The following is a 25,296-nucleotide window of genomic DNA, read 5'->3' on the forward strand; positions in this document are numbered from 1 at the left end:
AGACCTCCTCGGCTCGATGACGTCAACGTATTCGTATGAGTCTTGACCGTCAAGGGTCTAACAAATATCGTCCTCGTCATGACGATCCAGAGCCTTGGGTACGTGGGCATCGGTGCGCCCGACCCGACAGCATGGGCGGAGTACGCCCGCAACGTGATAGGCCTCGCCGTCGAGCCGGGTGAGCCGGGTGAGCCGGGTGAGCCAGGTGAGGCGGAGGGTCCGGAGGGGCCGGTGCGCTACCGGCTGCGGATGGACCAGCACCCGTTCCGCATGTGGCTGACGAAGGCGCCGACGGGGGGCGTGACGGTCATCGGCTGGGAGGTGCGCGACCCGGCGGCGATCGACGAGATGACGGTCCGCCTCAAGGAGGCCGGCGTCGAGGTGTCCGTCGGCACGGACGCGGAGTGCCGGGACCGCCAGGTGGCCCGGATGGTGCACTTCACCGGCCCGCTCGGCATCCGCACCGAGCTGTTCTGCGGCCGCCGTCTCGCCGCCGGCCAATTCGTCTCACCGCTCGGCGTCGACTTCGTGACCGGGGAGCAGGGGCTCGGCCACGTGGTGATGAAGACTCCGCACGTGCAGGAGGCGGTGGACTTCTACTGCGACGTCCTGGGCTTCCGGCTCAGCGACACCGCCGACTACCCCTGGGGCACGTTCCACTTCCTCGGCTGCAACCCGCGGCACCACAGCATCGCCTTCATCCGGTCGTACAAGAACGAGGGCACCCACCACATCCTGTGCGAGGTGACCAGCCCGGAGGAGGTCGGCCGCGCCCTCGACCGCACGCGTGAGCACGACGTGAAACTCATGGCCACGCTCGGCAAGCACGCCAACGACGGGATGTTCTCGTTCTACATGACCTCGCCGGCCGGTTTCGGCATCGAGATCGGCGCGGGCGGTGTGCAGGTCGACGAGAGCACCTGGGTCAGCCGGGTCTACACCGCCGACATCTGGGGCCACCACCCGGTCGACTGACCCGCCGGCCGAGCCGACCCTCCCCGAAGCCTCCTCGAAAGCCTCGAAGCCTCCTCGAAAGTCTCCTCGAAGAAAGCGGGCCGCATCCCATGCTTCCGAGTCATCTGCAGGACACCTGGGTCACCCCCGCGGCCGCCGACGGCACGGCGGCCGACGTACACGACGCGGTCACCGGAGAGCTGGTCTGCCGGGTCTCCTCCGAGGGCCTCGACCTCGCCGGCGCGTTCGACCACGCGCGCCGGGTCGGCGGCCCGGCGCTGCGGGCTCTGACCTTCCACCGGCGCGCCGACCTCCTGGACGCCGTCGCCGCGTGTGTCCGCGCCCGCCGCGAGGAGCTGTACGCCCTCTCCGCCCGCGCCGGAGCGACCCTGAACGACGCCCGCTACGACGTCGACGGCGGCATCCGCGTCCTGCGCGACTACGCCGCCCGCGCGCGGGCCGAACTCCCGGACGCGCCGCACCTCGTCGAGGGCCCCGCCGAACGCCTCGCCCGGGGCGAGGACTTCCTGGGCGTCCATCTGGTCACGCCGTCCCCGGGTCTGATGCTCCAGGTGAACGCCTTCAACTTCCCCGTGTGGGCGCCCCTGGAGAAGCTGGCCCAGGCCGTGCTGGCGGGCATGCCGAGCGTGGTGAAGGCGGCCACGCCGACCTCGTACCTCACCGAGCGCCTGGTCCGGATCGTGACGGACGCCGGTGTGCTGCCGCCGGGGACGCTGCAACTCGTCGTCGGCTCGGTGCGGCCGGCGCTCGGTCTGCTCGGCGAGCAGGACGTCCTCTCCTTCACCGGTTCCGCCGCCACCGCCGAGACCCTGCGCACGCATCGCAACCTCGTCGCCCGCTCAGTGCGCTTCAACGCGGAGGCGGACTCGGTCAACGCGATCGTGCTCGCCCCGGACGTCGCCCCCGGCTCGCCGCTCTTCGACGCGTTCGTGCGCGAGGTGGTGACCGAGATGACGGTCAAGGCGGGCCAGAAGTGCACCGCGATCCGCCGCGTCCTCGTCCCCGGCGCACACGAGTCCGCCGCCCTCGACGCGATCTCCGCCGGGCTGGCCGGGGTGACCGTCGGCAACCCCGCCGCGGCGGGCGTGACCATGGGCGCGGTCGTCAGCCTCGCCCAGCGCGACGACGTACGCCGGGCCGTGCGCAGGATCGCCGAGTCCGGCCGCTTCGTGCACGGCGACCCGGAGAAGGTGCGCCTGGTCGACGCAGACCCCGAGCGGGGCGCCTTCCTCGACACCCTCCTGGTCTCCGCCGACCCGGACGCCGCCGCGCCCCACGAGGTCGAACCGTTCGGCCCGGCGGCGACGGTGCTGGCCTACCGGGACACCGCACATGCGGCGGACCTGCTCGCGCGCGGACGCGGCAGCCTCGCCGCGTCGGTGGTGAGCGACGACGTGGCCTGGACGGTCGGCTTCGTGGCGGAGGCCGCCGCCTGGCACGGACGGCTGCACCTGCTGGACTCCGCGACGATGGGCCAGACCACGGGACACGGATCCCCCCTTCCCGCACTGCGGCACGGAGGGCCCGGACGGGCCGGCGGCGGATCGGAGATGGCGGGGATCCGGGGCGTGCTGGACCTGATGCAGCGGACCGCGGTCCAGGGGTCGCGGCGGGTGCTGGGCTCGCTGGGAGCGTAGCCGACCGGGCTGCCCCGGCAGCGGGTCCCCGTGGCAGCCCGGTCCTGGTGGCAGCCGGTCCTGATGGCAGCCCGGTCCTGGTGGCAGCCGGTCCTCGTGTCAGTGGGTCCCTGTGCGGCTGGGTTCCCGTGTCAGTGGGTCCCTGTGCGGCTGGGTTCCCGTGTCAGTGGGTCTCCGTGCGGCTGGGTTCCCGTGTCAGTGGGTCTCCGTGCGGCTGGGTTCCCGTGTCAGTGGGTCTCCGTGCGGCTGGGTTCCCGTGTCAGGGGGTCCCCGTGCGGCTGGGTTCCCGTGTCAGTGGGTCCCCGTGCCGCAGCATTCCCGTGTCATCAGGGTCCCCGTAGGGGAGACCTACGGGGACCCTGATGACGGACCGTGTGGGGTCAGGTCTTGCTGCGCGGTGTCCTCGTCGTGGCCGACTTCGCGGCGGTGCTCTTCGTCGCCGTCCTGCGCGTGCCCGCCGTCTTCCTGGCGGCCGGCGCGGCGGGGGACTTCTTCGCGGAGGCGCCCGGCTGCTCCTCGTCGAGCGGCGCCTCGGTCGTGCCCGCGGCGACCGCCGGGCCCGTGATCCCGCCCAGGCAGAACGCCCACACCTCCTGCGCGGAGATGGGCGAGGGATGCGCGCCGACCGGCGCCGAAGGGGCGCGGGCCGTGAACATCGCCGTCTGCATGATGAGCGAGGCGGTGCGGCGCGGCTTCGGGGAGACGGCCTGGCCCGCCGCGACGGCCTCTTCCACCAGCTCCGTGAAGAAGCCCAGCAGCGGCAGGTGCGCGGTGGCCACCTGGTCGGGATGGCTGACGAGCAGCTGGATGGCGAAGTCCGTGAACAGCGGGGACTGCGCGCCCGACTTGGGTTCGGAGGAGCGGTAGAGCAGGTCGACGGCGATGCGGAGCTTGTCCAGCGGGTCGCGGCCGGCTGCGGCGGCCCCGCGGATCTCGACGGCCGAACGCGACAGGGCGTCCTCGAACAGCGCGAGCAGCAGCTCGTGCTTTCCGTCGAAGTGCTGGTAGAAGCTGCGCAGCGACTGCCGGGAACGCTCGACGATCTCCTGCACCGTGAAGTCGGTGGTGCCCTTGTCGGCGATCAGTTCCTGGGCCGCGTCCAGGAAGCGCTGCACGCGTTGCTCGGCGCGGAGCTTCGCGGCGCGGGTGGAGCGCTCGACGGCGCGCTGCCGCCAGGCGGGCTCGGGTGGCTCAACCGGTTCTACGGGGACGGCGCTCATGGGTAGAACGGTACTCCACATATGTGAAAGGGGAGGGCGCGCCCCCTACCGAACTGCGCTCCCCCAGAAACAAGACTCTTACTTCCCGATAGCGAGAATGTTATTCTCGCCCGATGGTGTCGCCGGTACGATGAGAGGGCGGAGGCCGGGCGTGGAGTTCGAACTCGACGAAGACCAGCGGCTGTTGCGGCGCACGGTCCGCGAGACGGTCGCCAAGGTGCGCGGCCGGCCCGAGGACCGGCAGTGGGACACCTATGTGAGGCTCGGCTGGCTGGAGGCGCCTCCGCTCGAACTGGCCCTGATCCTGGAGGAGCTCGGCCACGTCGCCGACCCCACCCCGTTCCTGGCCACCGCCACCTGGTTCGCCCCGCTGGCGGGCCGGCTCCCCGAGGGCAGCGGCACCGCCGTGTTCGACGGCGCCGGCCGTTTCGTCCTCGACGCCGACCGCGCCGACGAGGTCGCGCTGCTCACCCCCGACGGCGTCACCGTCGTACGCGGCGCCGACCTGGCCGCCGAACGGGTGCCCGTCCTCGACCCCCAGCTCCACGTGGCCCATGTCGAAGGCCGGGGAGAACTCGTCGCAGGGGTGCCGGACCTGGCCCTCGTGGGCCTCGCCGCCACCGCGGTCGGCGCCTGCCGTCGCATCCTCGACCTCGCCCTCGCCCATGTGAAGCAGCGGGTGCAGTTCGGCAGACCGCTGGGCTCCTTCCAGGCGGTCAAGCACAAGGCCGCCGACATGCACGTGGCGATCGAACGCGCCCGTGCGCTCACCCACTTCGCGGCCCTCACGATCGCCGAGGACGACCCGCGTCGCACGGACGCCGCGCACATGGCCAAGGCCGCCGCGGGGGAGTGCCAGCGCCTGGTCCTCCGGCACGGCCTGCAGCTCTTCGGCGCCATGGGCTTCACCTGGGAGAACGAGCTGCAGTTCGTTCTCAAGCGGGCCCAGGCCTGCGATCTGCTCCTGGGCGCCGCGGCCGTCCACCGCAAAGCGCTGGTCATCTGATGAGGCTTGCCGACGACCACCAAGTGGCTGCGTTCCGCGCCGAGTTCGCGGTCTTCCTCGACGCCCGTATGCCCGCCGAGGCCGAGGCGCGCGAACGCTCCCGCTCCAGCGCCCACGTCCCCGACTGGGCACGCCGCTGGCAGCGCACCCTCTTCGACCACGGCTGGCTGCTGCCCGGACAGCCGCCCGAGTACGGCGGCCGGAACGCCACCCTGCCCCAACAACTCGCCCATCTGGAGGAGTTGGCCCACCGCCGGATCTACCACAGCTTCAACCCCCAGGGCCTCGGCATCATCGCCGCCTCGCTGCTCACCTTCGGCACCGAGGAGCAGAAATCCCGCTGGGCGGTGCCGATCCTGCGCGCGGAGATCACTGCGGCCCTCGGCATGAGCGAACCCGAGGCCGGCTCGGACCTGGCGTCCCTGCGCACCCGCGCCGTCCTCGACGGGGACGCCTTCACGGTGAACGGCCAGAAGATCTGGACCTCCGGCGCACACGACGCCGACGTCCTGCTCGCCTTCGTCCGCACCGACCCCGACGCGCCCAAGCACAAGGGCATCAGCGCCCTTCTCATCCCCACGAACGCCGAGGGCGTCGTCCGCCGCCCCTTCGGCTCGATCGCCGCCGAGGACGACCTCGACTTCAACGAGGTGTTCCTCACCGACGTGCGCGTGCCCCGGGAGAACCTCGTCGGCCCGCTCGGCGGGGGCTGGCGGGTGGCGAACGGCTCCCTCGGCCATGAACGCACCCTGCTCTGGCTGTCGTACGCCGAACGCCTGGAGGACCTGATCCGCGACGCGGCCGACGCCGGAGCCGGCCAGGAGTGGTACGCCACGCTCCGCATGGACCTCCAGGCGCTGCGCCTGCTGGGCTACCGCCGGCTCGGCCCGGGCCGCGACCCCGCCGGGATCTCCGTCCTCAAACTGCTGGGCTCCGAGGCCGTCCAGTCCGCCTCGCTGCACGCGCTGGAGGCGCACGGCGCGGAGGGGCTGCTGCATCCGGCGCTGACCGGCCCGCACCACCACATGAACAACGAGGCGTTCGTCTCCAGCTGGTTCGAGCGGTACGCGCGCAGCTTCGCCGGCACCATCGCCGGCGGCACCAGCGAGATCCAGCGCAACATCATCGCCGAGCGCATCCTCGGCCTGCCCCGCTGACCACCCCTTTCAGGAGCCAGCCGTATGGACCAGATCCTCTACGCGGCCGAGGACGGCGTCGCGACGATCACCCTCAACCGCCCCGAGGCCGCCAACGCCCAGACCATGGCGCTCCTCGACGACCTCGACGCGGCCTTCGCCCGGGCCGGCCGCGACGCGGACGTGCGGGTGGTCGTCCTGCGCGCCAACGGCCGTCACTTCTCCGCCGGGCACGACCTCAAGGACCGCTGGCCGGGACCCGGCGAGATCACCCTGGAATGGATCTACGACGCCGAGACGCGCCGCTATCTGGAGTACGCGCTGAAGTGGCGCAACCTGCCCAAGCCCACCATCGCCGCCGTCCAGGGCAAGTGCATCGCCGCCGGGCTGATGCTGTGCTGGCCCTGCGACCTGATCGTGGCGGCCGAGAACGCCGAGTTCTCCGACCCGGTGGTGCACATGGGCATCGGAGGAGTCGAATACCACGGCCACACCTGGGAGTTGGGTGCGCGCAAGGCCAAGGAGATCCTGTTCACCGGCCGGCCGCTGACCGCAGCCGAGGCCGAGCAGGCGGGCATGGTGAACAAGGTGGTGCCCCTGGACGAACTCGACGCGTCCGTCCGGGCGTTGGCCGCCCGGATCGCTCTGATGCCGCCCTTCGGTCTGCGCCAGGCCAAACGCGCCGTCAACCAGACGCTCGACGTCCAGGGCTTCTACGCCGCCCTGCAGTCCGTCTTCGACGTCCACCAGACCGGTCACGGCAACGCCCTGAGCGTGGACGGCTTCCCGATCCTGACCCGCCTCGACGAGATGAAGGAGCGGCTCAGGAACGGGTGAGCGCACCCGCGCCTGCGCCGCCCCCTCCCGGCGACCCCTGACCCCGTCAGGTGTTGCGGCCCCCGTTCACCCCGAGGATCTGGCCGGTGATGTAGCCGGCCTCCTCCGACACCAGGAACGAGCAGGCGGCCGCGATGTCCTCGGGGCGCCCGACCCGGCGGACCGGAGTGCGGGCGATGTGGTCCTCGATGGAGCCGCCCAGCTGCTCCTTCTGCTCGGCGGAGCGCAGCATCGGGGTGTCGACGAAGCCCGGGGGGACCGCGTTGACGGTGATGCCCCGCGGGCCCAGCTCCAGGGCCAGGGACTTGGTGAGCCCGTTCACCGCGGACTTGGCCGCGACGTAGTGCGCCATGAACGGCTGTCCCGAGTGCGCGCTGGAGGAGGAGATGTTGACGATCCGGCCCCAGCGGGCGTCCCACATGTCCGGCAGGGCGGACTGCACGCAGTGGAAGACGCCGTTGAGGTTGACGTCGACGACCCGCTGCCAGTCCGCGAAGGACAGTGTGCGAAAGCGTGTGAAACCGTCCTTGCCGGCCGCGTTGACCAGTACCGACACCGGCCCGAGGCGCTCGCGCACCGCGTCCATCGCCTTGTCGACCTGCGCCCGGTCGGTGACGTCGACGAGGAGGCCGTAGCCCTCCTCGGCGGGCGTGATGTCGAGGACGGCGACCTTCATGCCGTCCGCGGCGAGCCGCCGGGCGACGGCCCGGCCGATGCCCGAGGCGCCGCCCGTGACGACCGCCGTCCGGACCGGGCCCGCGGCCGCCGCCGCTGCTTCCGGGCTCATGCGAAGGCCTCGTCGCCGACGACCGTCGTCCGGTGCAGCAGCCGCTCGGAGCGCTCGTCGTAGGGCAGCGCCCGGTGCAGGATCCCGGTGTTGTCCCACACCACCAGGTCGCCGACCGCCCAGTCGTGCGCGTAGCGGAACCGTTCCTGGGTGCTCCAGTCGCGGAGTTCGTCGAGCAGGGCCCGGCTCTCCCCGGGGTCCATGCCGACGACGTGGTCGGCGGTCGCGCCGGTGACGAGGGAACGGCGGCCGTCCCGGCGCCGCCACACCAGGGCGACCTCGTGGGTGGGCTGGGTGCGCCAGCCGGCCAGCTCCTCCTCGGTGGGGTCCGGGGTCACCAGCCGCTGCGCGGCCTCGAAGCTGTGCACCACCCGCAGGTTCTCGTAGCGCTCGCGGTCCTTCTCCGGCAGGTTGTCGTAGGCGGCGTAGGTGCTGGCGAACTCCGTTCCGCCGCCGACCGTGGCGACATGACGGGCCGTCAGCGTGGTCGCCTTGACGGGGATGTCGTCGGTGGTGCCGTCGAGGTGCCAGTGGAACGCCCCCTTCAGGTACTTGGCGCTTCTGCTCTTCGCCGGGTTGATGGAGATCGGGAAGATCTCCTGGCCGCGCAGCGCGACGACCTCGCCCAGCCTGCGGCTGAACGCGAGCTGCCGGTCGTCGTCGAGGTGCAGTCCGCGGAGGAGCAGCACCCCCCGCCACTTGAGGGCTTCGGCGGCGCGTTCGACGAAGGCGTCGTCGAGCGGGTCGGTCACGCCGACGAACTCCACCCCGAGCGACGGGCTCAAGGCCTTCGATTCGATCATGGAAATACCCCTTCCATACATGAGAATCATATTCTCACCATGTTCGGCGCCGGAAGAGGAGAGCATCGTCTTCTCTCGTCCGAATGCTTGATTCGCGCAAACAGAGAATGTAGTTTCCGCAGCATCCGGGGTCTGACATCCGGGGTCCGACATCGGGGGTTCGACCGAGCGAGGAGGGCTGGGATGCGGTTCAAGGACAAGGTGGCGATCGTCACCGGGGCCGGGCAGGGCATCGGCGAGGGGTACGCCAAGGCGCTGGCCGCGGAGGGCGCGAAGGTCGTCGTCGCCGAACTGAACGAGGAGCAGGGACAGCGCGTCGCCAAGGAGATCGGCGACGCGCTCTTCGTACGGGTCGACGTGGCCGACCCGGCCTCGGCACAGCAGCTCGCCGACACCGTCGTCCATGAACTCGGGCGCATCGACTACCTGGTCAACAATGCCGCCGTGTTCCACGGGATGCGCCGCGAGGGCATCGTCACCGTCGACTACGACTACCTCGACCGGTTCCTCAAGGTGAACCTGCTGGGCGCGCTGCACATGACCCGTGCCGTCCTGCCCCACCTCCAGGAGGGCGCGGCCATCGTCAACCAGTCGTCCACCGCGGCCTGGCAGCCCACCGGTTTCTACGGGCTCGCCAAGGCCGGCGTCAACCACCTCACCGTCTCCCTCGCCGCCGAACTCGGCGGCCGGGGCATCCGCGTCAACGCGATCGCGCCCGGACCCACGGACACCGAAGCGGCCCGCTCGATCATCCCGGAGGAACAGCGCACGGCCATGGTGCAGTCCTTCGCCCTCAAGCGCATGGGCACCCCGGCCGACCAGGCCGGCGCCCTGCTCTTCCTGCTCTCCGACGACGCGGCCTGGGTCACCGGCCAGGTCGTCGCCGTGGACGGCGGATCGGTGGTGCGGCTGTGAGCACCTCGGCCCCAAAGCCCTCCCTGGTCGTCAAGTCCCAGCTGATCGACGGCAAGCTGACCGCCGCCGAGACCACCTTCGCCTCCCACAACCCCGCCACCGGCGACCTGCTCGGCCACGCCCCCGACGCCACCTCGGCCGACGCCGAGACCGCGATCGCCGCCGCCCGCCGCGCCTTCGACACCACCGACTGGTCCACCGACAAGGACCTGCGGCTGCGCTGCCTGCGCCAGTTGCACCAGGCCCTCCTGGAACACCGCGAGGAACTACGCGAGTTGACCATCGCCGAGGTCGGCGCCCCGCTCCAGCTCACCCACGGACCCCAGCTCGACGAGCCCATCGGCATCGTGAAGTTCTACGCCGACCTGCTGGAGGGCTACGAGTTCAGCGAGGACCTGGGCGAGATCGAGTCACGCGGCCGGCGCCACCACCGCTGGGTGGAGAAGGAGGCCGCCGGGGTCGTCGCCGCGATCCTGCCGTACAACTACCCCAACCAGCTCGCCCTCGCCAAACTCGCCCCCGCGCTCGCCGCGGGCTGCACCGTCGTCCTGAAGGGCGCCCCGCAGAACCCGCTCATCACCCTGGCGCTCGGCGAACTCATCGCGGAGCACACCGACATCCCGCCGGGCGTGGTCAACGTCCTCAGCTCCTCGCGCGCCGAGGTCGGACAACTCCTCACCACACACCCGGACGTGGACGCGGTCACCTTCACCGGCTCGACCGCCGTCGGCCGCCGCATCATGGCCGCCGCCGCGGACACCGTGAAGAAGGTCTTCCTCGAACTCGGCGGCAAGTCCGCGATGATCGTCTTCGAGGACGCGGACCTCGTGAAGTCGGCCATGTTCGCCGCGTTCACCATCTGCTCCCACGCCGGCCAGGGCTGCGCGCTCACCTCCCGACTCCTCGTCCCGCGCGCCCACCACGACCGGATGGTGCAGCTCGTCGCAGCCGGCCTCGAACGCGTCCAGGTCGGCGATCCCACCGACCCGAAGACCGCCATGGGCCCGCTCATCAGCGAGCAGCAGCGCGACAAGGTCGACGCCATGGTCCAGCGGGCCGTCGCCGACGGGGCGACCCTCGTACGCGGCGGCCACCGGATCGACCCCGGCTGGTTCTACGAGCCGACCCTGCTCGCAGGCGTCGACCCGAACAGCGAGATCGCCCAGGAGGAGGTCTTCGGCCCGGTCCTCGCCGTGATCCCCTTCGACGACGAGGACGACGCCGTCCGCATCGCCAACCACTCCAAGTACGGCCTGTCGGGGGCCGTCCACAGCGCCGACGAGGAGCGCGCGATCCGCGTCGCCCGCCGGATCCGCACCGGCACCTTCTCCATCAACGGCGGCAACTACTTCGCCCCCGATGTGCCCTTCGGCGGCTACAAGCAGTCCGGCGTCGGCCGGGAGAGCGGACGGGCGGGCTTCGAGGAGTTCCTGGAGGAGAAGTCGCTCGCCCGGGTGGTCGCACCGCAGGAGTCGGCGTGAGGCCGCTGGAGGGCATCCGGGTTCTGGAGGCAGCCATGTACGGGTTCGTGCCCTCGGCCGGCGCCGTGCTCGCCGACTGGGGCGCCGACGTCGTCAAGGTCGAGCACGCCGTCACCGGGGACCCGCAGCGCGGCCTGCGCCAGACCGGCGCCTTCAAGGTGGAGGGCGACCCCAACCCCAACGTGGCCCACGCCAACCGCGGCAAGCGCTCCCTGGGCCTCGACATGGCGTCGCCCGAGGGCCGCGACGTGCTGAACGAGCTGGTCAGGCGCGCGGACGTGTTCCTCACCAGCTTCCTGCCCGCCTCCCGCGCCCGCCTCGCCATCGACGTCGACGACATCCGCGCCGTGAACCCGCGCATCGTCTACGCGCGCGGCAGCGCCCTCGGGCCGCGCGGCCCCGAGTCCGACCGGGGCGGCTACGACATGACCGCCTTCTGGGCCCGCGCCGGCACGGCCGCCTCCATCACCCCGCCCGGCACCGAGGGCATGGTCAGCCCGCCGGGCCCGGCCTACGGCGACACGATCTCCGGCACCAACCTGGCGGGCGGCATCGCGGCCGCGCTCCTGCGCCGTGAACGCACCGGCGAGACCTCCGTCGTCGACGTCTCCCTGCTCGGCAGCGGCCTGTGGGCGCTCGGCCACTCCATCGGTCTGTCCCTGCACCTCGACCGGGCCTGGGAGGGCGTCACGCCCAGCGCCCACGGCTCGCCCGCCAACCCGCTCTCCGGGCTCTACCGCACCTCCGACGACCGCTACCTGTCCTTCGTCATGCTCCAGCCGGCGAAGTTCTGGGCGAACGTCTGCCGCTGCCTCGGCCGCCCCGACCTGGCGGGCGACCCCCGCTTCGCCACCGCCGAGTCCATCGCCGCCCACACCGACGACGCCGTGAAGATCCTGCGCGAGGTGATCGCCACCCGCACCCTCGCCGAGTGGTCACGGGACCTCGCCGCCTTGGAGGGCCCCTGGGCGCCCGTCCAGGACACGCTCCAGGCCGCCGCCGACGCGCAGGTGCGCGCCAACGGCTACATCGGACAGGCCGGCGAGCTCGAACTCGTCGCCAGCCCGGTCCAGTTCGACGTCGAGGACACGCCCCTCGGCCCCGCTCCCGAGTTCGCCGCACAGACGGAGGAGATCCTCTCCGAGCTCGGCTACGACTGGGACCGCATCCTCGCCCTCAAGGCGGGCGGCGCGGTCACCTGACCCCGCACCTTTCCTCACCTCCCTCGGACGACGGCGTCCGAGCTCCCCGAGGAGGCACCTTGCGCAGGCTGCTGATCGGCTCGGTCACCGTGGTCGCGGTGCTGCTGGCCGGCTGCTCCACCCGCTCCGACGACGACACGAACACCGACGCCGCACGGAAGGCGACCCCGGCCGCCGGCGCGTCCGCGGCCTCCGCCGACTTCGGCGCCCTCAAGAACGTCTGCGGCCCCGGCACCGCCAAGCCGTCGTCGGTCCAGGGCGTCACCGACAAGAAGATCCAGGTCGGTGTGATGTCGGACGTCGGGTTCACCAAGAAGTCCGAATTCACGGACGCCGCCGAGGTGTTCACCGACTGGTGCAACGACGCGGGCGGTATCAACGGACGGCAGCTCGCCCCCGTCACCCGCGACACCAAGCTCATGGAGGTCCGCCAGCGCGTGCTCGAAGCCTGCAAGGCCGACTTCGCGCTCGTCGGCGGCGGCGCCGCGCTGGACGCCCTGGGTGTGCAGGACCGCCTCAAGTGCCTGCTGCCCAACTTCCCCGGCCAGTCCAGTCAGATCGGCGCCATCGGCTCCGACCTCCAGGTGATCGCCTCGCAGCCCGTGGCCGGATACTTCCAGTACGCCGGCTACTACAGCTGGCTGATCAAGGACAAGTACCCCGACTCCGCACAGCAGGTGGGCATCATCTCCGGCGACTCCCCCGTCACCAAGGTGATGTCCGCCCAGTTCAAGGAAGCCGTCGCGGGCCTCGGCGGCAAGGTCTCCTACACCGACCTCTATCCGGCGGCCGGCGTCTCCGACTGGACCCCCTATGCCCAGTCCATCAAGGCCAAGGACGTCAGGGGTCTGGTCTTCCTGGGGGACTTCGCGAGCCTCGCCAAGCTGGAGCAGGCCCTCACCAACATCGGCTACACCCCCGACTGGATCGACGCCAACAACAACGCCTACGGCCCCGCGTTCCCGCAACTCGCCGGCGCGGCCCTGGCCAAGCAGCACAACTACGCCGAACTGGCCGCCACCGCACCGCTGGAGAGCGCGGCCGACAACCCGGCCACGCAGCAGGTCATCGACCTGTTCAAGAAGTACGCGCCCGACAAGCAGATCACCTACCCGGTGCTGCGCGCCTTCTCCGCCTGGCTGCTGTTCGCCACCTCGGCCCGCGACTGCGCCGAACTCACGCGCACGTGCGTGTACGACAACGCGCTGAAGAACACGGACTGGACGGCGGGCGGGCTCCAGGCGCCCTTCGACCTCGCCTCGAAGGAACCGCCCACGTGCTACTCCGTCGTCGAGGCGACTGCCAAGGGGTGGCAGCCGGCCGACTTCAAGCCGGATCAGGGCGCCTACCGCTGCGACGCCCCCGTCTACAAGTACAAGGGGAACTACGGCGAGCCCGCCACCCTCGCCTCCGTCGGCAAGTCCCTCTCCGACCTGACCTGACCTGGCCTGACCTGACCTGACCTGGCCTGAACCGACTGGAAAAGAAGGGGAGTTGAGTGACGTGAAGGTACGCGTCGACCCCGAGCGCTGCCAGGGTCACACCCTGTGCTTCATGCGTGCCCCGGAGGTCTTCGAGCTGAGCGACATCGACGGGCACTCCGCACCGGCCGTCGAGGAGGTCCCCGAGGGCCAGGAAGACCGTGTCGTCGAAGCCGTCCGGTCCTGTCCCGAGCGGGCGATCAGCGTCTTCTGAGCGCAGAGAGCAGGCACCCCCATGAGCGACGACGAGACCCGCAAACAGCCCCGCGTCCACTTCGACCGGCACGCCCCCGAGTACCGCGAGCGGTTCGAGGAGCAGACCCGTGCCTTCCACGCGGGCTGCCCGCTCGCCTGGACCGACACCTACGGCGGCCACTGGGTGGCCGGCGGGAACCGCGAGCTGCTCGCCTTCGTCCGCGAGCAGGACAAGCTCTCCAACGACCACGACGTGCACGGCGAACGCCGCGGCTACCAGGGCATCAACATCCCAGCCCCGAAGCGCGGCCGGGGCATCCGCGGCGGCTTCCTGGAGATGGACCCGCCCGAGCAGCGTTCCTACCGGGGCGCCCTCAACCCGTACCTGTCCCCGGCGGCCGTCGCCCGCTGGATCCCCTTCGTCGACGAGGTGGCACGGGCCTGTCTCGACGAACGGATCGAGTCCGGCCGCATCGACTTCGTCGACGACCTCGCCAACATCGTCCCGGCCGTCTTCACCCTCGCCATGATGGGCATCCCGCTGAAGAAGTGGGAGCTGTACAACGAACCCGCCCACGCCGGCGTCTACACCCCGCCGAACTCGCCGGAGATGGCCCGGGTGATCGAGGCCCACATGGCCATGATCAAGGACATCGGCGTCACCCTCCACGAGGTCCGCGCCCACCCCCGCCCCGGTCTCGCCGACGCCCTCGCCCGGATGGAGATCGACGGCGAGACCCCCTCCGACGCGGACCTCGTCGGCGCCCTCGCCCTGCTCATCGGCGGCGGCTTCGACACGACGACCGCGCTCACCGCCCACGCCCTGGAGTGGCTCTCCGGGCACCCGGACGAACGCGCCCGGCTGAGCCGCGAACGGGACACCCTGCTGGACTCGGCGACCGAGGAGTTCCTGCGCTACTTCACCCCTGCGCCCGGGGACGGCCGTACCGTCGCCGAGGACTGCACGATCGCCGGCAAGGAGTTCAAGGAGGGCGACCGGCTGTGGCTGTCATGGGCGATGGCCAACCGCGACCCGGCCGTCTTCGCCGACCCGGACCACGTCGACCTCGCCCGCCCCGGCAACCGGCACACCGCCTTCGGTCTCGGCATCCACCGCTGCATCGGCTCCAATGTGGCCCGCACGGTGTTCAAGCGGATGCTCGTCCAAGTCCTCGACCGGCTACCGGACTTCGTGTGCGACCCCGAGGGCGCCGTCCACTACGAGACCATCGGCGTCATCCAGGGCATGCGCCATCTGCCGGCCGCCTTCACCCCAGGCCCCCGTCTCGGCCCGGGCCTGGAGGAGACCCTCGCCGTTCTCCAACAGGCCTGCGACGAACAGGGGTTGGCGGAGCCCGTCACCGTGCGCAAGGCGGAGGCGAAGATCCGTTGAGCGCCCCGCCTCCGGAAACCGCCGCCCGTCCGCAGCCGCAGATCACCCAGGAGACCGAGTTCTTCTGGACCTCCGGACGCGACGGGCGGCTCCGCTTCCAGCACTGCACCGCCTGCGCGGCCCTGATCCACCCGCCGCAGCCGGTGTGCCGGCACTGCCGCTCGCACGCCACCGCGGTCCGCGAGGTCTCCGGCCGCGCTGCCCTCATCGGCTTCACGCTCAACCACCGCTTCCCGTTCCCGGGGCTGTCGACGCCCTTCGTCGTCGCCCAGGTCGCCATCGAGGAGGACCCGCGCGTACGGCTGACGACCAATCTCGTCGACTGCGCACCCGAGGACCTCCGCCTCGGCATGCGCATGGAGGTCGTCTTCGAACGGACGGGCGAAGCTTGGCTGCCCCTGTTCCGCCCCACGGCCGAGCAGCCGCCCCCGGCCCCGCTCCCCGCCGACGACCCGCCCCCGGAGCAGGTGCGCGATCACATCCGTCCGCGGGTGAGCCCCAGCAAGTTCGAGGAACGGGCCGTCATCAGCGGCGCCGGAGCCTCCCGCCTCGGCCGCCGCCTCATGGTCCCGCCCCTCGAACTCACCGTCGAGGCCTGCGAGAAGGCCGTCGCCGACGCCGGACTCACCTTCGACGACATCGACGGCCTGTCCACCTACCCGGGCGGCGGCGCGTACGGCGGCTTCGCCGAAGGCGGCGTCACCGCCCTGGAGTCGGCCCTGGGCATCCGCCCGACCTGGCACAACGGCGCCGGCGAGACCTTCGGCCCCGGAGGCTCCCTCGTCGCCGCCATGCTGGCCGTGGCGGGCGGCCTCGCCCGGCATGTGCTGTGCTTCCGTACGGTGTGGGAGGCGACGTACGCCGAACTCGTCCGGCAGGGACGGATCCGTATGCCGGGGCCGGCGGGCCCCGAGGGCTGGTTCAAGCCGTTCGGCGCTCTCTCGCCCGCGATCATGCTGGCGATGAACGCGCAACGCCACATGCACCGCTACGGCAGCACGCGCGAGACCCTCGGCTGGATCGCCCTCAACCAGCGCGCGGGCGCCGCCCGCCACCCCGACGCCGTCTACCGCGACCCGCTCACCATGGACGACTACCTCTCCGCCCGCACCATCACCACCCCCTTCGGCCTGTACGACTGCGACGTGCCGTGCGACGCGGCGACCGCCGTCGTCGTCTCGGCGGCGGACACCGCGGGCGACCTGGCGAAGCCACCCGTCCGGATCGAGGCCGTCGGCACCCAGATCGTCGAGCGCCCCGAGTGGGACCAGGCCACCCTCACCCACGAACCCCAAGTACTGGGCCAGGCAGCCCACTTGTGGACCCGCACCGAGCTGGGCCCCGCCGACGTGGACGTGGCTCTGCTCTACGACGGCTTCACCTTCAACTGTCTGTCCTGGCTGGAGGCGCTCGGCTTCTGCCGGATCGGCGAGGCCCGGGATTTCCTGGACGGCGGCAAGAACATCGCCCTTGACGGGGTGATCCCGCTCAACCCGCACGGCGGACAGCTCTCGCACGGCCGCACCCACGGCATGGGCCTGCTGCACGAGGCCGTGCTCCAACTGCGCGGCGAGGCCGACGCCCGGCAGGTGGCGGGCGCGCGGACCGCCGTCGTCTCCAGCGGCGGGCTCACCCCCGGCGGCGTACTCCTGCTCAGGACGGACGGATGACCTCACCCCCACCCTCGGCGGAACCCGGACTCGCCGCCGTCGTGCGGCGGCAGGTCGTCGACGTGCACGGCGTCCCCGCCTCCGCCCTGGTCGCCGAGGCGGCGAGGCCGCAGGCGGTGATCGTGGCCCTGCACGGCGGCGCCACCACCTCCGCCTACTTCGACCACCCCGGCCACCCGCGGCTCTCCCTCCTGCGGACGGCGGCCGCGGCGGGCTTCACGGTGATCGCCCTCGACCGTCCCGGCTACGGCAGCTCCGCCGGGCACGAGGCGCGGATGCGCACGCCCGAGCAGCGCACGGACTTCGCGTACACGGCCGTCCAGGCGCTCCTGACGGGCCGGGAACGCGGCGTCGGGGTGTTCGTGTGGGCGCACTCGGCGGGCTGTGAACTCACCGTCCGGATGGCGAGCGACCCGCGCGGCGCCGACCTGCTCGGCGTGGAGCTGGCCGGCATGGGACGCGTCCACCACCCGCGGGCGGTGGACGCGATGGAGAAGTGGCGGCGCGACCCCACCCGCGCCCGGCCGCACATCCGCCAGGCGCTGTGGCATCCGCCACACGCCTACCCGCCCGACGTGCACGGCGGCCACAGCATCGGCGCCGCCTCGCCCGCCTACGAGGGCCACCGCGAGGGCTGGCAGGAGGAGTTCACACAGCTCGCGGCCAAGGTCCCCGTGCCCGTGCACCTCACTCTCGCCGAGTACGAGCAGGTGTGGGCGAACGGACCCGAGGGCCTGGCGGACCTCGCCTCCATGTTCACCGGAGCCCCCCGGGTGGTACGCCACGAACAGGCGGGCGCCGGGCACAACACGAGCGTCGGCCGTACCGCTGCGGCCTACCACCTGAATGTCCTCGCCTTCGTCGAGGAGTGCGCGCTGGGTGTGCAGGCGCTGCCGACGGAGAAGGGGACGTGGGGATGAGTCAGGCTTCGGACACCGCTCTGCTGCTCGTACGGGTCGTTCTCGGCGTGGTGATGGTGGCCCACGGCTGGAACCACTGGCGCGGCGGAGGGGGCATCACCGGCACGGCCGGCTGGTTCGGCGGCCTCGGTCTCACCCGCCCGCGACTGCAGGCCTGGCTGAGCGTGCTGACCGAACTGGGCGCGGGGGCCTTGCTGTTGGCCGGCTTCCTCACGCCGTTGGCCTGCGCGGCGGTGCTGTCCGTGATGCTGGTGGCCGGGCTGCTCGCGCACCGGCGCAACGGCTTCTTCGTGTTCAAGGAGGGCTACGAGTACGTCCTCGTCCTGGGCGTCCTCGCGGTGGCGCTGGGGGCGTGGGGGCCGGGGGAGTACGCGATCGACGAGGCCGCGGACATCACCGTGACCGGATGGGCGGGCGCCGGAGTGGTGCTCGGAGTGGGCGTCGTCGCGACGGCCGGTCTCCTGGCCGTGTTCTGGCGCCCGCAGAAGACGAGTTGAGGAGAGAGAGCCCATGCGCGTCGGATTCATCGGACTGGGCGGCCAGGGCGCGCCCATGGCCCGCCGTATCGTCGAGGCGGGCTTCGAGACCACCCTGTGGGCCAGGCGGCCCGCCACCCTCGCCCCCTTCGCCGACACCGCCGCCAAGACCGCCGGCTCGGCGGCCGAACTGGCCGCCGCCTGCGACCTGGTGTGCCTGTGCGTGGTCGACGACGGTGACGTGGAGCAGGTGGGCGACGAGGTGCTGGCGGGCCTGCGCCCGGGCGGCACCATCGCCGTGCACTCCACCGTCCACCCCGACACCTGCCGTCGTCTCGCTCGGCGGGCCGGCGCTCAGGGCGTCCGTGTGCTGGACGCACCCGTCAGCGGCGGCGGACGCGCAGCCGACGAGGGCGCCCTGCTGGTCATGGTGGGCGGGGAGCCCGAGGTGTTCGCCTCCTGCCGCCCGGTGTTCGCCGCCTACGGCGACCCGGTCGTCCACCTCGGCCCGACGGGCACCGGTCAGATCGCCAAACTCCTCAACAACCTGCTGTTCACGGCCCAGTTGGGGCTGGCCGCCGACACCCTCGCGCTCGGTGGCCGGCTGGGCCTGGACCCGGACGGTCTCGGCCGGATCCTGCCGCGCGGGAGCTCCACGAGCTTCGCGCTGGAGCGGGTGGTCGACGCGGGCGGCACGCTGGAGCGGATCGCCGGCCACGCGGGCGCGCTGCTCGCCAAGGACGTGCGGCTGTTCGAGGAGGTGGCGGGCGCGTCGCCTGCGGGAGCGGCGGCGCCCGGGCCGGCGCAGGAGGCCGCCCGCGCAGCGCTCCGTGCCATGGGTCTGTGAGGAACATTGCGGAATCGCTAGGGTGAGCGGACACCCGTCCAACGGCGGAAAGGGGTGGCCCGTGGCATCCGCTCGGCGTGAGGAGATCCTCGAAGCGGCGCTGGAGGTGCTGGCCGCCCGAGGGTTCAAGGGCACCTCGATCGACGCCGTCGCCGAGCGCGCCGGGCTCACCCGGCAGGGCGTCCTGCACTACTTCCCCAGCAAGAAGCGGCTGTTCCTGGAGGTGTTGAACCTCCGTGAGCGGCTCAACCGGGAGAACCTGGCCGACCGCAGGCTGGGCGAGGACTGGGCCGGCGACTTCGCCGAGACCATCGCCTTCGAACAGGACCATCCCACCCTCGCCCGGGTGCACAGCGTGGTGCTGGCCGAGGCGGTGACCGGTCAGGAACCCGCCCGCAGCTATGTCCGCGACCGCCGCCGCACGGTCCAGGGCCACCTGACCGAGCATCTCGCCGCCCGGTACGGCGACCGGCTGCCGAGCGGCCTGGACACCCGGACCGGCGCCACCGCCCTCTTCGCCCTCATCGAGGGCGTCCTCCAGCTGTGGCTGGTCGACCAGGACGGCGACGACCGCTACCCCGAGGTCGTGCGCGAGGTGCTGTCGGTGCTGCTGGGGGACTCCGGGGTTCCGGGGGTGACCGAGGCCCCGGCCGTGAGCGAGGTTCCAGCGGTGTCCGAGGTTCCGGCGGTGTCGGAGGTTCCGGCGGTGTCCGAGGCTCCGGTGGTGAACGGGTAGATGCGGGTGAAGTCCGCCCCCGGATCCGCCGCCGAGAACGCCTCCCACACCGCGTCGGTCACCGCCGCCACGGTCGCCGCGCCGCCGGACTCGGCCACCTCGCGCAGATAGAGCCGTACGTCCTTCGCCATCAGCGTGTTGCTGAAACCGGAGGCGTAGCGGCCGGTCAGCACCTCGTCGGGGAACTTGTCGGCGGTGGCTGCGCTGCGGCCGCTGGAGGCGTTGAGCACCTCCACCAGCACCGCGGGGTCCAGTCCGGCGGCGGCGCCGAAGGCGACGGCCTCGCTGGTCGCGGCGAGCGCGGTGGCCGACAGGAAGTTGTTGGCGAGCTTCAGCGCCTGCGCCTGCCCGGGCCGGTCGCCGACCCGCCGGCGACGGTCGCTGAGCCCCGCCAGCACCGGCTCCACCCGTGCGCAGTCGTCGTCCGTGCCCGCGTACATGACCATCAGAGTGCGCTTGCGGGCCCCCGCCGCCCCGCCCGAGACCGGCGCGTCCACGTACGCCAGGCCCATCGCCGCCAACCGGCGCGCCGCCGTCACGCCCACCGTGGAGGTGTCCACGACGTGCGTGACGCGCCGGTCCCGGACGGCGACGAGCTCCCGGAGCACCTCCGCGCAGACCGCCCCGTCGGGCAGGCTGAGCAGCACGACGTCGGCCTCCCGGGCCAGTTGGGCGGGATCGGCGGCCCAGCGGGCGCCCAGCGGCGTGCGGGCCGGCCCCGCGGCGTCGTACGCCGCAACCTCGAACCCGGCCCGGACCAGGTTCGCCGCCAGGGCGCCGCCCATGTTCCCCAGGCCGACGCAGCCGACGACGAGGCCGCTCGCCGTCCGTGCGGCCCGCTGCCGGTCGCCGTCGTACATCCGCTGTCTCCTTGCTTGCCAGAGGTCTGCCCGAGGTGTGCCAGAGAGCTCAGATGACGATAAGCGGAAACGGTATTCTCCTCAAGAGAGATCGCTGTTATCTTGGCGGTGTCAACCGACCGGAGGTTCCGTTCCATGGCGCACTTCCCGAAGCCCCCTGAGGGCAGTTGGACCGAACACTTCAAGATCGACACCGAGCCGGTCTCCTACGCGGACTCGATCTCGCCGGAGCACTACGAACGCGAACGCGACGCGATCTTCCGCCGGACCTGGCTGAACGTGGGACGCGTGGAGCAACTGCCGCGCAAGGGGAGCTACTTCACCAAGGAACTCGACGCGGCCCGCGCCTCCGTCGTCATGGTGCGCGGCGTGGACGGCGAGGTGCGCGGCTTCCACAACGTGTGCCGGCACCGGGGCAACAAGCTCGTCTGGGACGACGACCCCCGCCAGGAGACCAAGGGCACCTGCCGCGCCTTCACCTGCAAGTACCACGCCTGGCGCTACGACCTGGAGGGCAAGCTCGGCTTCGTCCAGCAGGAGTCGGAGTTCTTCGGCCTGGACAAGTCGAGTTACGGCCTGCTGCCCGTGCAGACGGAGATCTGGGAGGGGTTCGTCTTCGTCAACCTCGACCCGGACAACACGACGTCCCTCAGGGACTACCTCGGCCGGTTCGGTCAGGGCATCGAGGGCTACCCGTTCCACAAGCTCACCCAGGTGCACAGGTACCGGGCCGAGATCGGCAGCAACTGGAAGCTGTTCATCGACGCGTTCGCCGAGTTCTACCACGCGCCGATCCTGCACTCCGGCCAGTACGTCGCCGAAGAGGCCGCCAAGATCAAGAAGTACGGCTACGAGGCGCTGTCGTACGACATCGACGGTCCGCACAGCATGGTCTCCTCCTGGGGCGGGATCGCGCCGCCGAAGGCCCGGGCCATGGTCAAGCCGATCGAGCGGGCCCTGCGCAGCGGCCTGTTCGGCCCCTGGGAGGAGCCCGACATCGGGCTGACCACCGAACAGCTGCCGCCCGCGATCAACCCGACGCGCAGCAAGGTCTGGGGCATGGATTCCTTCGTGTTCTTCCCCAACTTCATGCTGCTGGTCTGGCGGCCCAACTGGGTGCTGACCTACCACTACTGGCCGACCTCGTACCACACGCACATCTTCGAGGGCACCGCCTACTTCGTGCCGCCCCAGAACGCCTTCCAGCGGCTCCAGCAGGAGCTCGCGGTGGTGTCGTTCAAGGAGTACGGACTGCAGGACGGCAACACCCTGGAAGCCACCCAGACCATGCTGGAGTCGCGCACCCTGGACCGGTTCCCGCTGTGCGACCAGGAGGTCCTGCTGCGCCATCTGCACACCACCGCACGGCAGTTCGTGGACGCGCACGCCAAGCAGCCGTCCACCGCGTCCTGAAGTCCAGCGAGCAGACAGGGAGATCCCGGACATGGCCAACGTCTTTCCCGCCGACTTCGCCGCGCTCGAACCGTTCGCGGACTGGGCGGTCCAGGGCGAGAAGGCCCGCTACGCCAAGCGCGTCGCCAGCACCATGGAGGAACTGCAGTCCTTCTACGACGTGGCGTTCCCGCTGCTGGAGAAGGGCGCCGCGTATCTGGAGAAGGTGAGCCTCGACGGCATCGGCGAGGAGGACCGACACCTGCTGTGGGCGTTCTGCTCGCTGGTGACCGTCGCCTTCCCGGTGGAGGCCTGGGGGCAGCCGCGGGTCCCGGACAGCGGGCCCTCCAGCATCGACGCCGTCGTCGAACCGGCCGTGTGATGACACCGCCGGCGCCGGAGGCGGAAGAACCGCCGGTCCTGCTGCGGGCGGCGCGGCTCCTCGACGTCGACAAGGGCGAACTCGTGGAGCCCGGCGAGGTGTTGGTGATCGGCGAGCGCATCGCCGAGGTGGGGCGGCCGGCCCGGCTGCCCGCCGGCACGGCCGTGCGCGACCTCGGGGACGTCACGCTGCTGCCGGGCCTGATGGACATGGAGGTCAACCTCTTCCTCGGCGGCCCCGACCACCGCAGCCCGCTCATCCCCGTCCAGGAGGACCCCGCCCTGCGGACCCTGCGCGCGGTCGCCAACGCCCGCCGCACGCTCCACCGCGGCTGCACCACCGTCCGCAACCTCGGGCTGTTCGTGCAGACCGGGGGCGTGCTCCTCGACGTCGCGCTGAAGAAGGCGATCGACCTGGGGTGGGTGGAGGGCCCGCGGATCGTGCCCGCCGGACACGCGATCGCCCCGACCGGGGGGCACCTCGACCCGACCATGTTCCAGGCGTTCGCGCCGGGCGTGCTGCCGTTGACGGTGGAGGAGGGGATCGCCAACGGGGTCGCCGAGGTGCGCAAGGCCGTCCGGTACCAGCTCAAGTACGGGGCGCGGGTCATCAAGGTGTGCGCGTCCAACGGCGTCATGTCGCACACCGGACCGGCCGGCGCCCAGCAGTACTCGGACGAGGAGCTGCGGGCCGCCGTCGACGAGGCGCACCGGGCGGGCGTGAAGGTCGCCGCGCACTGCATGGGGGACTCCGCGATCCGGGCCGCCGTCGAGGCCGGCATCGACTGCATCGAGCACGGCTTCCTGGCGAGCGACGCCACCCTCGATCTGATGGTGGAACGCGGCACCTTCCTGGTGGCGACGACCTACCTCACCGAGGGCATGAGCACCGCCCACGCCGACCCGGCGCTGCGGGCCAAGGCCGCCGACGTCTTCCCGCGCGCCCGCGAGTCCACGGCCCGGGCGATCCGGCGCGGGGTCAAGGTCGCCTTCGGCACGGACGCGCCCGCCATCCCGCACGGCCAGGGCGCCAAGGAACTCCTCGCCCTGGTCGACCGGGGCATGCGGCCGCTCGACGCGTTGCGCGCCGCCACGGTCGTGGCCGCCGACCTCATCGGCGCCGAGGACCGGGGGCGACTGCGGGAGGGACTGCTCGCGGACGTGATCGCCGTCCCCGGCGATCCCCTGGCCGACCTGTCCGTCACCGGTCGGGTGTCCTTCGTGATGAAGGGCGGCCGGGTCGTCCGGGACGACACCGGGAGCGCTGGGCAAGGCTGAGACGACGAAGAGAAGGGTGTCGGCGATGTACGACTACGTGATCGTGGGCGCGGGCTCGGCGGGCTGTGTCCTGGCCGACCGGCTCTCGCGCGATCCCGGGGCGCGGGTGCTGCTCGTCGAGGCGGGCGGCCCCGGCCGGCACCCGTATCTGCGGATCCCCAAGGGCGTCGGGAAGCTCTTCGGCGACCCCGCCTACTCCTGGCACCACCGCACCCGCCCGCTGCGGGAGGGCGGCAATCCGGAGGTGTGGGTGCGCGGCAGGGTGCTGGGCGGCTCCAGTGCCGTCAACGGCATGGTCTACAACCGGGGGAGCCGCTCCGACTGGGACGCGCTGGAGGGGCTCGGCAACCCGGGCTGGGGATGGGACGCCGTGCTGCCCGCCTTCCGTGCCCTGGAGGACAACGCCCTGGGCGCCACGGCGACCCGGGGCACGGGCGGGCCCCTGCGGGTGTCGGGCGTGCGCGACCCGGATCCGCTGTGCGACGAACTCGTCGCCACCGGCGAGGAGTTCGGGCTGCGGGCCGTCCCCGACGTGAACGAGGAGGACGGCGAGCGCATCGGCTACGCCATGGCCACCATCAAGGCCGGACAGCGGTTCAGCGCGGCCCGCGCCTTCCTCCGCCCGGCCCGCTCCCGGCCCAACCTGACCCTCGCGGCGCACACCACCGCCGTCCGCGTCCTGTTCGACGGCGACAAGGCCGTCGGCGTACGGGTGCGGACGGCCGAGGGGCACGAGGAGGACGTCCGGGCCCGCCGCGAGGTCGTCCTCAGCCTCGGCAGCCTCGGCACGCCCAAGCTGCTCCAGCTGTCCGGGATCGGACCGGCCGAGGTGCTCCGGGCGGCCGGTGTCGACGTCCGGCTGGACCGGCCGCACGTCGGGGCCAGGCTGCGCGAACACCGCTGCCTGGCCCTGCGGTTCCGGCTGAACGCCCCGCTCGGCGTCAACCACCGCCTCGCCACCCCCGCCGCCCAGGCGCGCACCGGAGCGGGCTATCTCCTCACCCGCAAGGGGCCGCTGGCCCGGCCCGCCTACGACGTCATCGGCTTCCTCAAGACCCGCCCCGAGTCGGCGCGTCCCGACGCCGAGGTGCTGCTCGCGCCCTGGTCCCTCGGCGCGCTCGTGCCCGGGAGACCGGCGGGCGTGGAGAGGGAACCGGGCCTCTCCGCCTGCGCGATGGTGCTACGGCCCACCTCCGAGGGTTCGCTCGCGATCACCTCGGCCGACCCGGACGGCGGGCTGGACATCGACCCCGGGTACTGGCGGTCGGCGTACGACCGTGAGGTGGGCGCCGGTCTGTTCCGTCGGCTGCGGGAGTTCTTCGCGACGGACCCGATCGCTTCCCGGATCCGCCGCGAGACGTTCCCGGGCCCGGGCGTCGCCTCCGACGAGGAGATCATCGAGTCGTCGCTCGACGGCGGCTACTGCGGCTTCCACGCCATCGGCACCTGCGCGATGGGCTCCGCCCCCGAGGACGTGACCGATGCGGGGTTGCGGGTGCGGGGCGTCGACGGTCTGCGGGTCGTCGACGCGTCCGTACTGCCTGTCATGGTGTCCGGCAATCTCAACGGGCCGGTGATGGCACTGGCCTGGCGGGCCGCCGATCTCGTTCTCGCCGAGAGCTAGGGACCGGGGGCGGTGCCCCCAGTCCCCCCCGGGTCCCCCCTGTC

23 protein-coding genes and 1 pseudogene are annotated in these 25,296 nt (G+C 71.9%); 20 read left to right on the plus strand and 4 right to left on the minus strand.

The window, feature by feature from the left end; all coding sequences use genetic code 11:
• Positions 1-78: 78 nt before the first annotated feature.
• Entirely contained in the window at positions 79-975 is an 897-nt protein-coding gene (locus tag ACIBAF_RS32765) for a VOC family protein (protein WP_399467822.1), read from the plus strand.
• Positions 976-1,064: 89 nt separating this feature from the next.
• Complete coding sequence (gene paaZ, locus ACIBAF_RS32770) at positions 1,065-2,612, plus strand: phenylacetic acid degradation bifunctional protein PaaZ (protein WP_399467823.1); 1,548 nt, start codon at positions 1,065-1,067, stop codon at positions 2,610-2,612.
• A 380-nt stretch (positions 2,613-2,992) separates the two neighbouring features.
• Here paaZ and ACIBAF_RS32775 read toward each other — a convergent pair whose 3' ends face one another.
• Positions 2,993-3,832, minus strand: a complete 840-nt coding sequence (locus ACIBAF_RS32775) for a TetR/AcrR family transcriptional regulator (RefSeq protein WP_399467824.1) — start codon at positions 3,830-3,832, stop codon at positions 2,993-2,995.
• A gap of 151 nt (positions 3,833-3,983) precedes the next feature.
• Between ACIBAF_RS32775 and ACIBAF_RS32780 the strand changes: the two genes are divergently transcribed.
• Genes ACIBAF_RS32780 through ACIBAF_RS32790 form a run of 3 tightly spaced genes read left to right on the plus strand, consistent with a single transcriptional unit; the run spans position 3,984 to position 6,811 of the window.
• Entirely contained in the window at positions 3,984-4,838 is an 855-nt protein-coding gene (locus ACIBAF_RS32780; RefSeq protein WP_399467825.1) for an acyl-CoA dehydrogenase family protein, read from the plus strand.
• Positions 4,838-5,995, plus strand: a complete 1,158-nt coding sequence (locus ACIBAF_RS32785) for an acyl-CoA dehydrogenase family protein (protein WP_399467826.1) — start codon at positions 4,838-4,840, stop codon at positions 5,993-5,995. The genes ACIBAF_RS32780 and ACIBAF_RS32785 overlap by 1 nt, the downstream gene beginning before the upstream one ends.
• A gap of 24 nt (positions 5,996-6,019) precedes the next feature.
• Entirely contained in the window at positions 6,020-6,811 is a 792-nt protein-coding gene (locus tag ACIBAF_RS32790; RefSeq protein ID WP_399467827.1) for an enoyl-CoA hydratase, read from the plus strand.
• A gap of 46 nt (positions 6,812-6,857) precedes the next feature.
• On the opposite strand, the gene ACIBAF_RS32795 is transcribed toward ACIBAF_RS32790, so the two are convergent.
• Together ACIBAF_RS32795 and ACIBAF_RS32800 are read right to left on the minus strand one after the other, a co-directional pair.
• Positions 6,858-7,598, minus strand: coding sequence for an SDR family NAD(P)-dependent oxidoreductase (locus ACIBAF_RS32795; RefSeq protein WP_399467828.1), 741 nt, complete (start codon positions 7,596-7,598; stop codon positions 6,858-6,860).
• Positions 7,595-8,401 carry a TauD/TfdA dioxygenase family protein gene (locus ACIBAF_RS32800; RefSeq protein WP_399467829.1) on the minus strand — a complete coding sequence of 269 codons (807 nt, stop codon included), beginning with the start codon at positions 8,399-8,401 and terminating at the stop codon, positions 7,595-7,597. The genes ACIBAF_RS32795 and ACIBAF_RS32800 overlap by 4 nt, the downstream gene beginning before the upstream one ends.
• Before the next feature lie 183 nt (positions 8,402-8,584).
• Here ACIBAF_RS32800 and ACIBAF_RS32805 point away from each other — a divergent pair, with 183 nt between their 5' ends.
• From ACIBAF_RS32805 to ACIBAF_RS32855, 11 genes are all read left to right on the plus strand, one after another.
• Positions 8,585-9,316, plus strand: a complete 732-nt coding sequence (locus ACIBAF_RS32805; protein WP_399467830.1) for an SDR family oxidoreductase — start codon at positions 8,585-8,587, stop codon at positions 9,314-9,316.
• Positions 9,313-10,797: an aldehyde dehydrogenase family protein gene (locus tag ACIBAF_RS32810; protein WP_399467832.1), complete on the plus strand. Its 1,485-nt coding sequence runs from the start codon at positions 9,313-9,315 to the stop codon at positions 10,795-10,797. Before ACIBAF_RS32805 ends, ACIBAF_RS32810 begins: the two co-directional genes overlap by 4 nt.
• Positions 10,794-11,999 (plus strand): CaiB/BaiF CoA transferase family protein, encoded by a 1,206-nt coding sequence (locus ACIBAF_RS32815; RefSeq protein WP_399467833.1) that lies wholly within the window; start codon positions 10,794-10,796, stop codon positions 11,997-11,999. The genes ACIBAF_RS32810 and ACIBAF_RS32815 overlap by 4 nt, the downstream gene beginning before the upstream one ends.
• Before the next feature lie 59 nt (positions 12,000-12,058).
• On the plus strand, positions 12,059-13,441 hold the full coding sequence (locus ACIBAF_RS32820) for an ABC transporter substrate-binding protein (protein ID WP_399467834.1): 1,383 nt from the start codon (positions 12,059-12,061) through the stop codon (positions 13,439-13,441).
• 61 nt (positions 13,442-13,502) lie between these two features.
• Positions 13,503-13,694 (plus strand): ferredoxin, encoded by a 192-nt coding sequence (locus ACIBAF_RS32825; RefSeq protein WP_399467862.1) that lies wholly within the window; start codon positions 13,503-13,505, stop codon positions 13,692-13,694.
• Between the two features lie 21 nt (positions 13,695-13,715).
• A complete protein-coding gene (locus ACIBAF_RS32830; RefSeq protein ID WP_399467835.1) occupies positions 13,716-15,068 on the plus strand; it encodes a cytochrome P450 in 1,353 nt (450 codons plus the stop codon).
• Complete coding sequence (locus tag ACIBAF_RS32835) at positions 15,065-16,738, plus strand: thiolase C-terminal domain-containing protein (RefSeq protein WP_399467836.1); 1,674 nt, start codon at positions 15,065-15,067, stop codon at positions 16,736-16,738. Before ACIBAF_RS32830 ends, ACIBAF_RS32835 begins: the two co-directional genes overlap by 4 nt.
• On the plus strand, positions 16,735-17,658 hold the full coding sequence (locus ACIBAF_RS32840) for an alpha/beta hydrolase (RefSeq protein WP_399467837.1): 924 nt from the start codon (positions 16,735-16,737) through the stop codon (positions 17,656-17,658). The genes ACIBAF_RS32835 and ACIBAF_RS32840 overlap by 4 nt, the downstream gene beginning before the upstream one ends.
• Positions 17,655-18,155 carry a DoxX family protein gene (locus tag ACIBAF_RS32845; RefSeq protein WP_399467838.1) on the plus strand — a complete coding sequence of 167 codons (501 nt, stop codon included), beginning with the start codon at positions 17,655-17,657 and terminating at the stop codon, positions 18,153-18,155. Before ACIBAF_RS32840 ends, ACIBAF_RS32845 begins: the two co-directional genes overlap by 4 nt.
• Before the next feature lie 13 nt (positions 18,156-18,168).
• Positions 18,169-18,981, plus strand: a complete 813-nt coding sequence (locus ACIBAF_RS32850) for an NAD(P)-dependent oxidoreductase (protein WP_399467839.1) — start codon at positions 18,169-18,171, stop codon at positions 18,979-18,981.
• Between the two features lie 61 nt (positions 18,982-19,042).
• Positions 19,043-19,717: a TetR/AcrR family transcriptional regulator gene (locus ACIBAF_RS32855; RefSeq protein ID WP_399467840.1), complete on the plus strand. Its 675-nt coding sequence runs from the start codon at positions 19,043-19,045 to the stop codon at positions 19,715-19,717.
• A gap of 56 nt (positions 19,718-19,773) precedes the next feature.
• On the opposite strand, the pseudogene ACIBAF_RS32860 reads toward ACIBAF_RS32855, so the two are convergent.
• Positions 19,774-20,577: pseudogene (locus tag ACIBAF_RS32860) on the minus strand (NAD(P)-dependent oxidoreductase); the annotation flags it as partial.
• Positions 20,578-20,712: 135 nt separating this feature from the next.
• On the opposite strand from ACIBAF_RS32860, the gene ACIBAF_RS32865 reads away from it, so the two are divergent.
• From ACIBAF_RS32865 to ACIBAF_RS32880, 4 genes are read left to right on the plus strand one after another with little or no spacing between them, the layout of a single operon-like run.
• Positions 20,713-21,990 (plus strand): aromatic ring-hydroxylating dioxygenase subunit alpha, encoded by a 1,278-nt coding sequence (locus ACIBAF_RS32865; RefSeq protein WP_399467841.1) that lies wholly within the window; start codon positions 20,713-20,715, stop codon positions 21,988-21,990.
• Between the two features lie 31 nt (positions 21,991-22,021).
• On the plus strand, positions 22,022-22,351 hold the full coding sequence (locus ACIBAF_RS32870) for a hypothetical protein (RefSeq protein WP_399467842.1): 330 nt from the start codon (positions 22,022-22,024) through the stop codon (positions 22,349-22,351).
• Positions 22,351-23,628, plus strand: coding sequence for an amidohydrolase family protein (locus ACIBAF_RS32875; protein ID WP_399467863.1), 1,278 nt, complete (start codon positions 22,351-22,353; stop codon positions 23,626-23,628). The genes ACIBAF_RS32870 and ACIBAF_RS32875 overlap by 1 nt, the downstream gene beginning before the upstream one ends.
• Before the next feature lie 25 nt (positions 23,629-23,653).
• Positions 23,654-25,252: a GMC family oxidoreductase gene (locus tag ACIBAF_RS32880; RefSeq protein WP_399467843.1), complete on the plus strand. Its 1,599-nt coding sequence runs from the start codon at positions 23,654-23,656 to the stop codon at positions 25,250-25,252.
• Positions 25,253-25,296: the final 44 nt, after the last annotated feature.

It is taken from the genome of Streptomyces sp. NPDC051677 (genome assembly GCF_044453465.1).
Classification (GTDB): domain Bacteria; phylum Actinomycetota; class Actinomycetes; order Streptomycetales; family Streptomycetaceae; genus Streptomyces.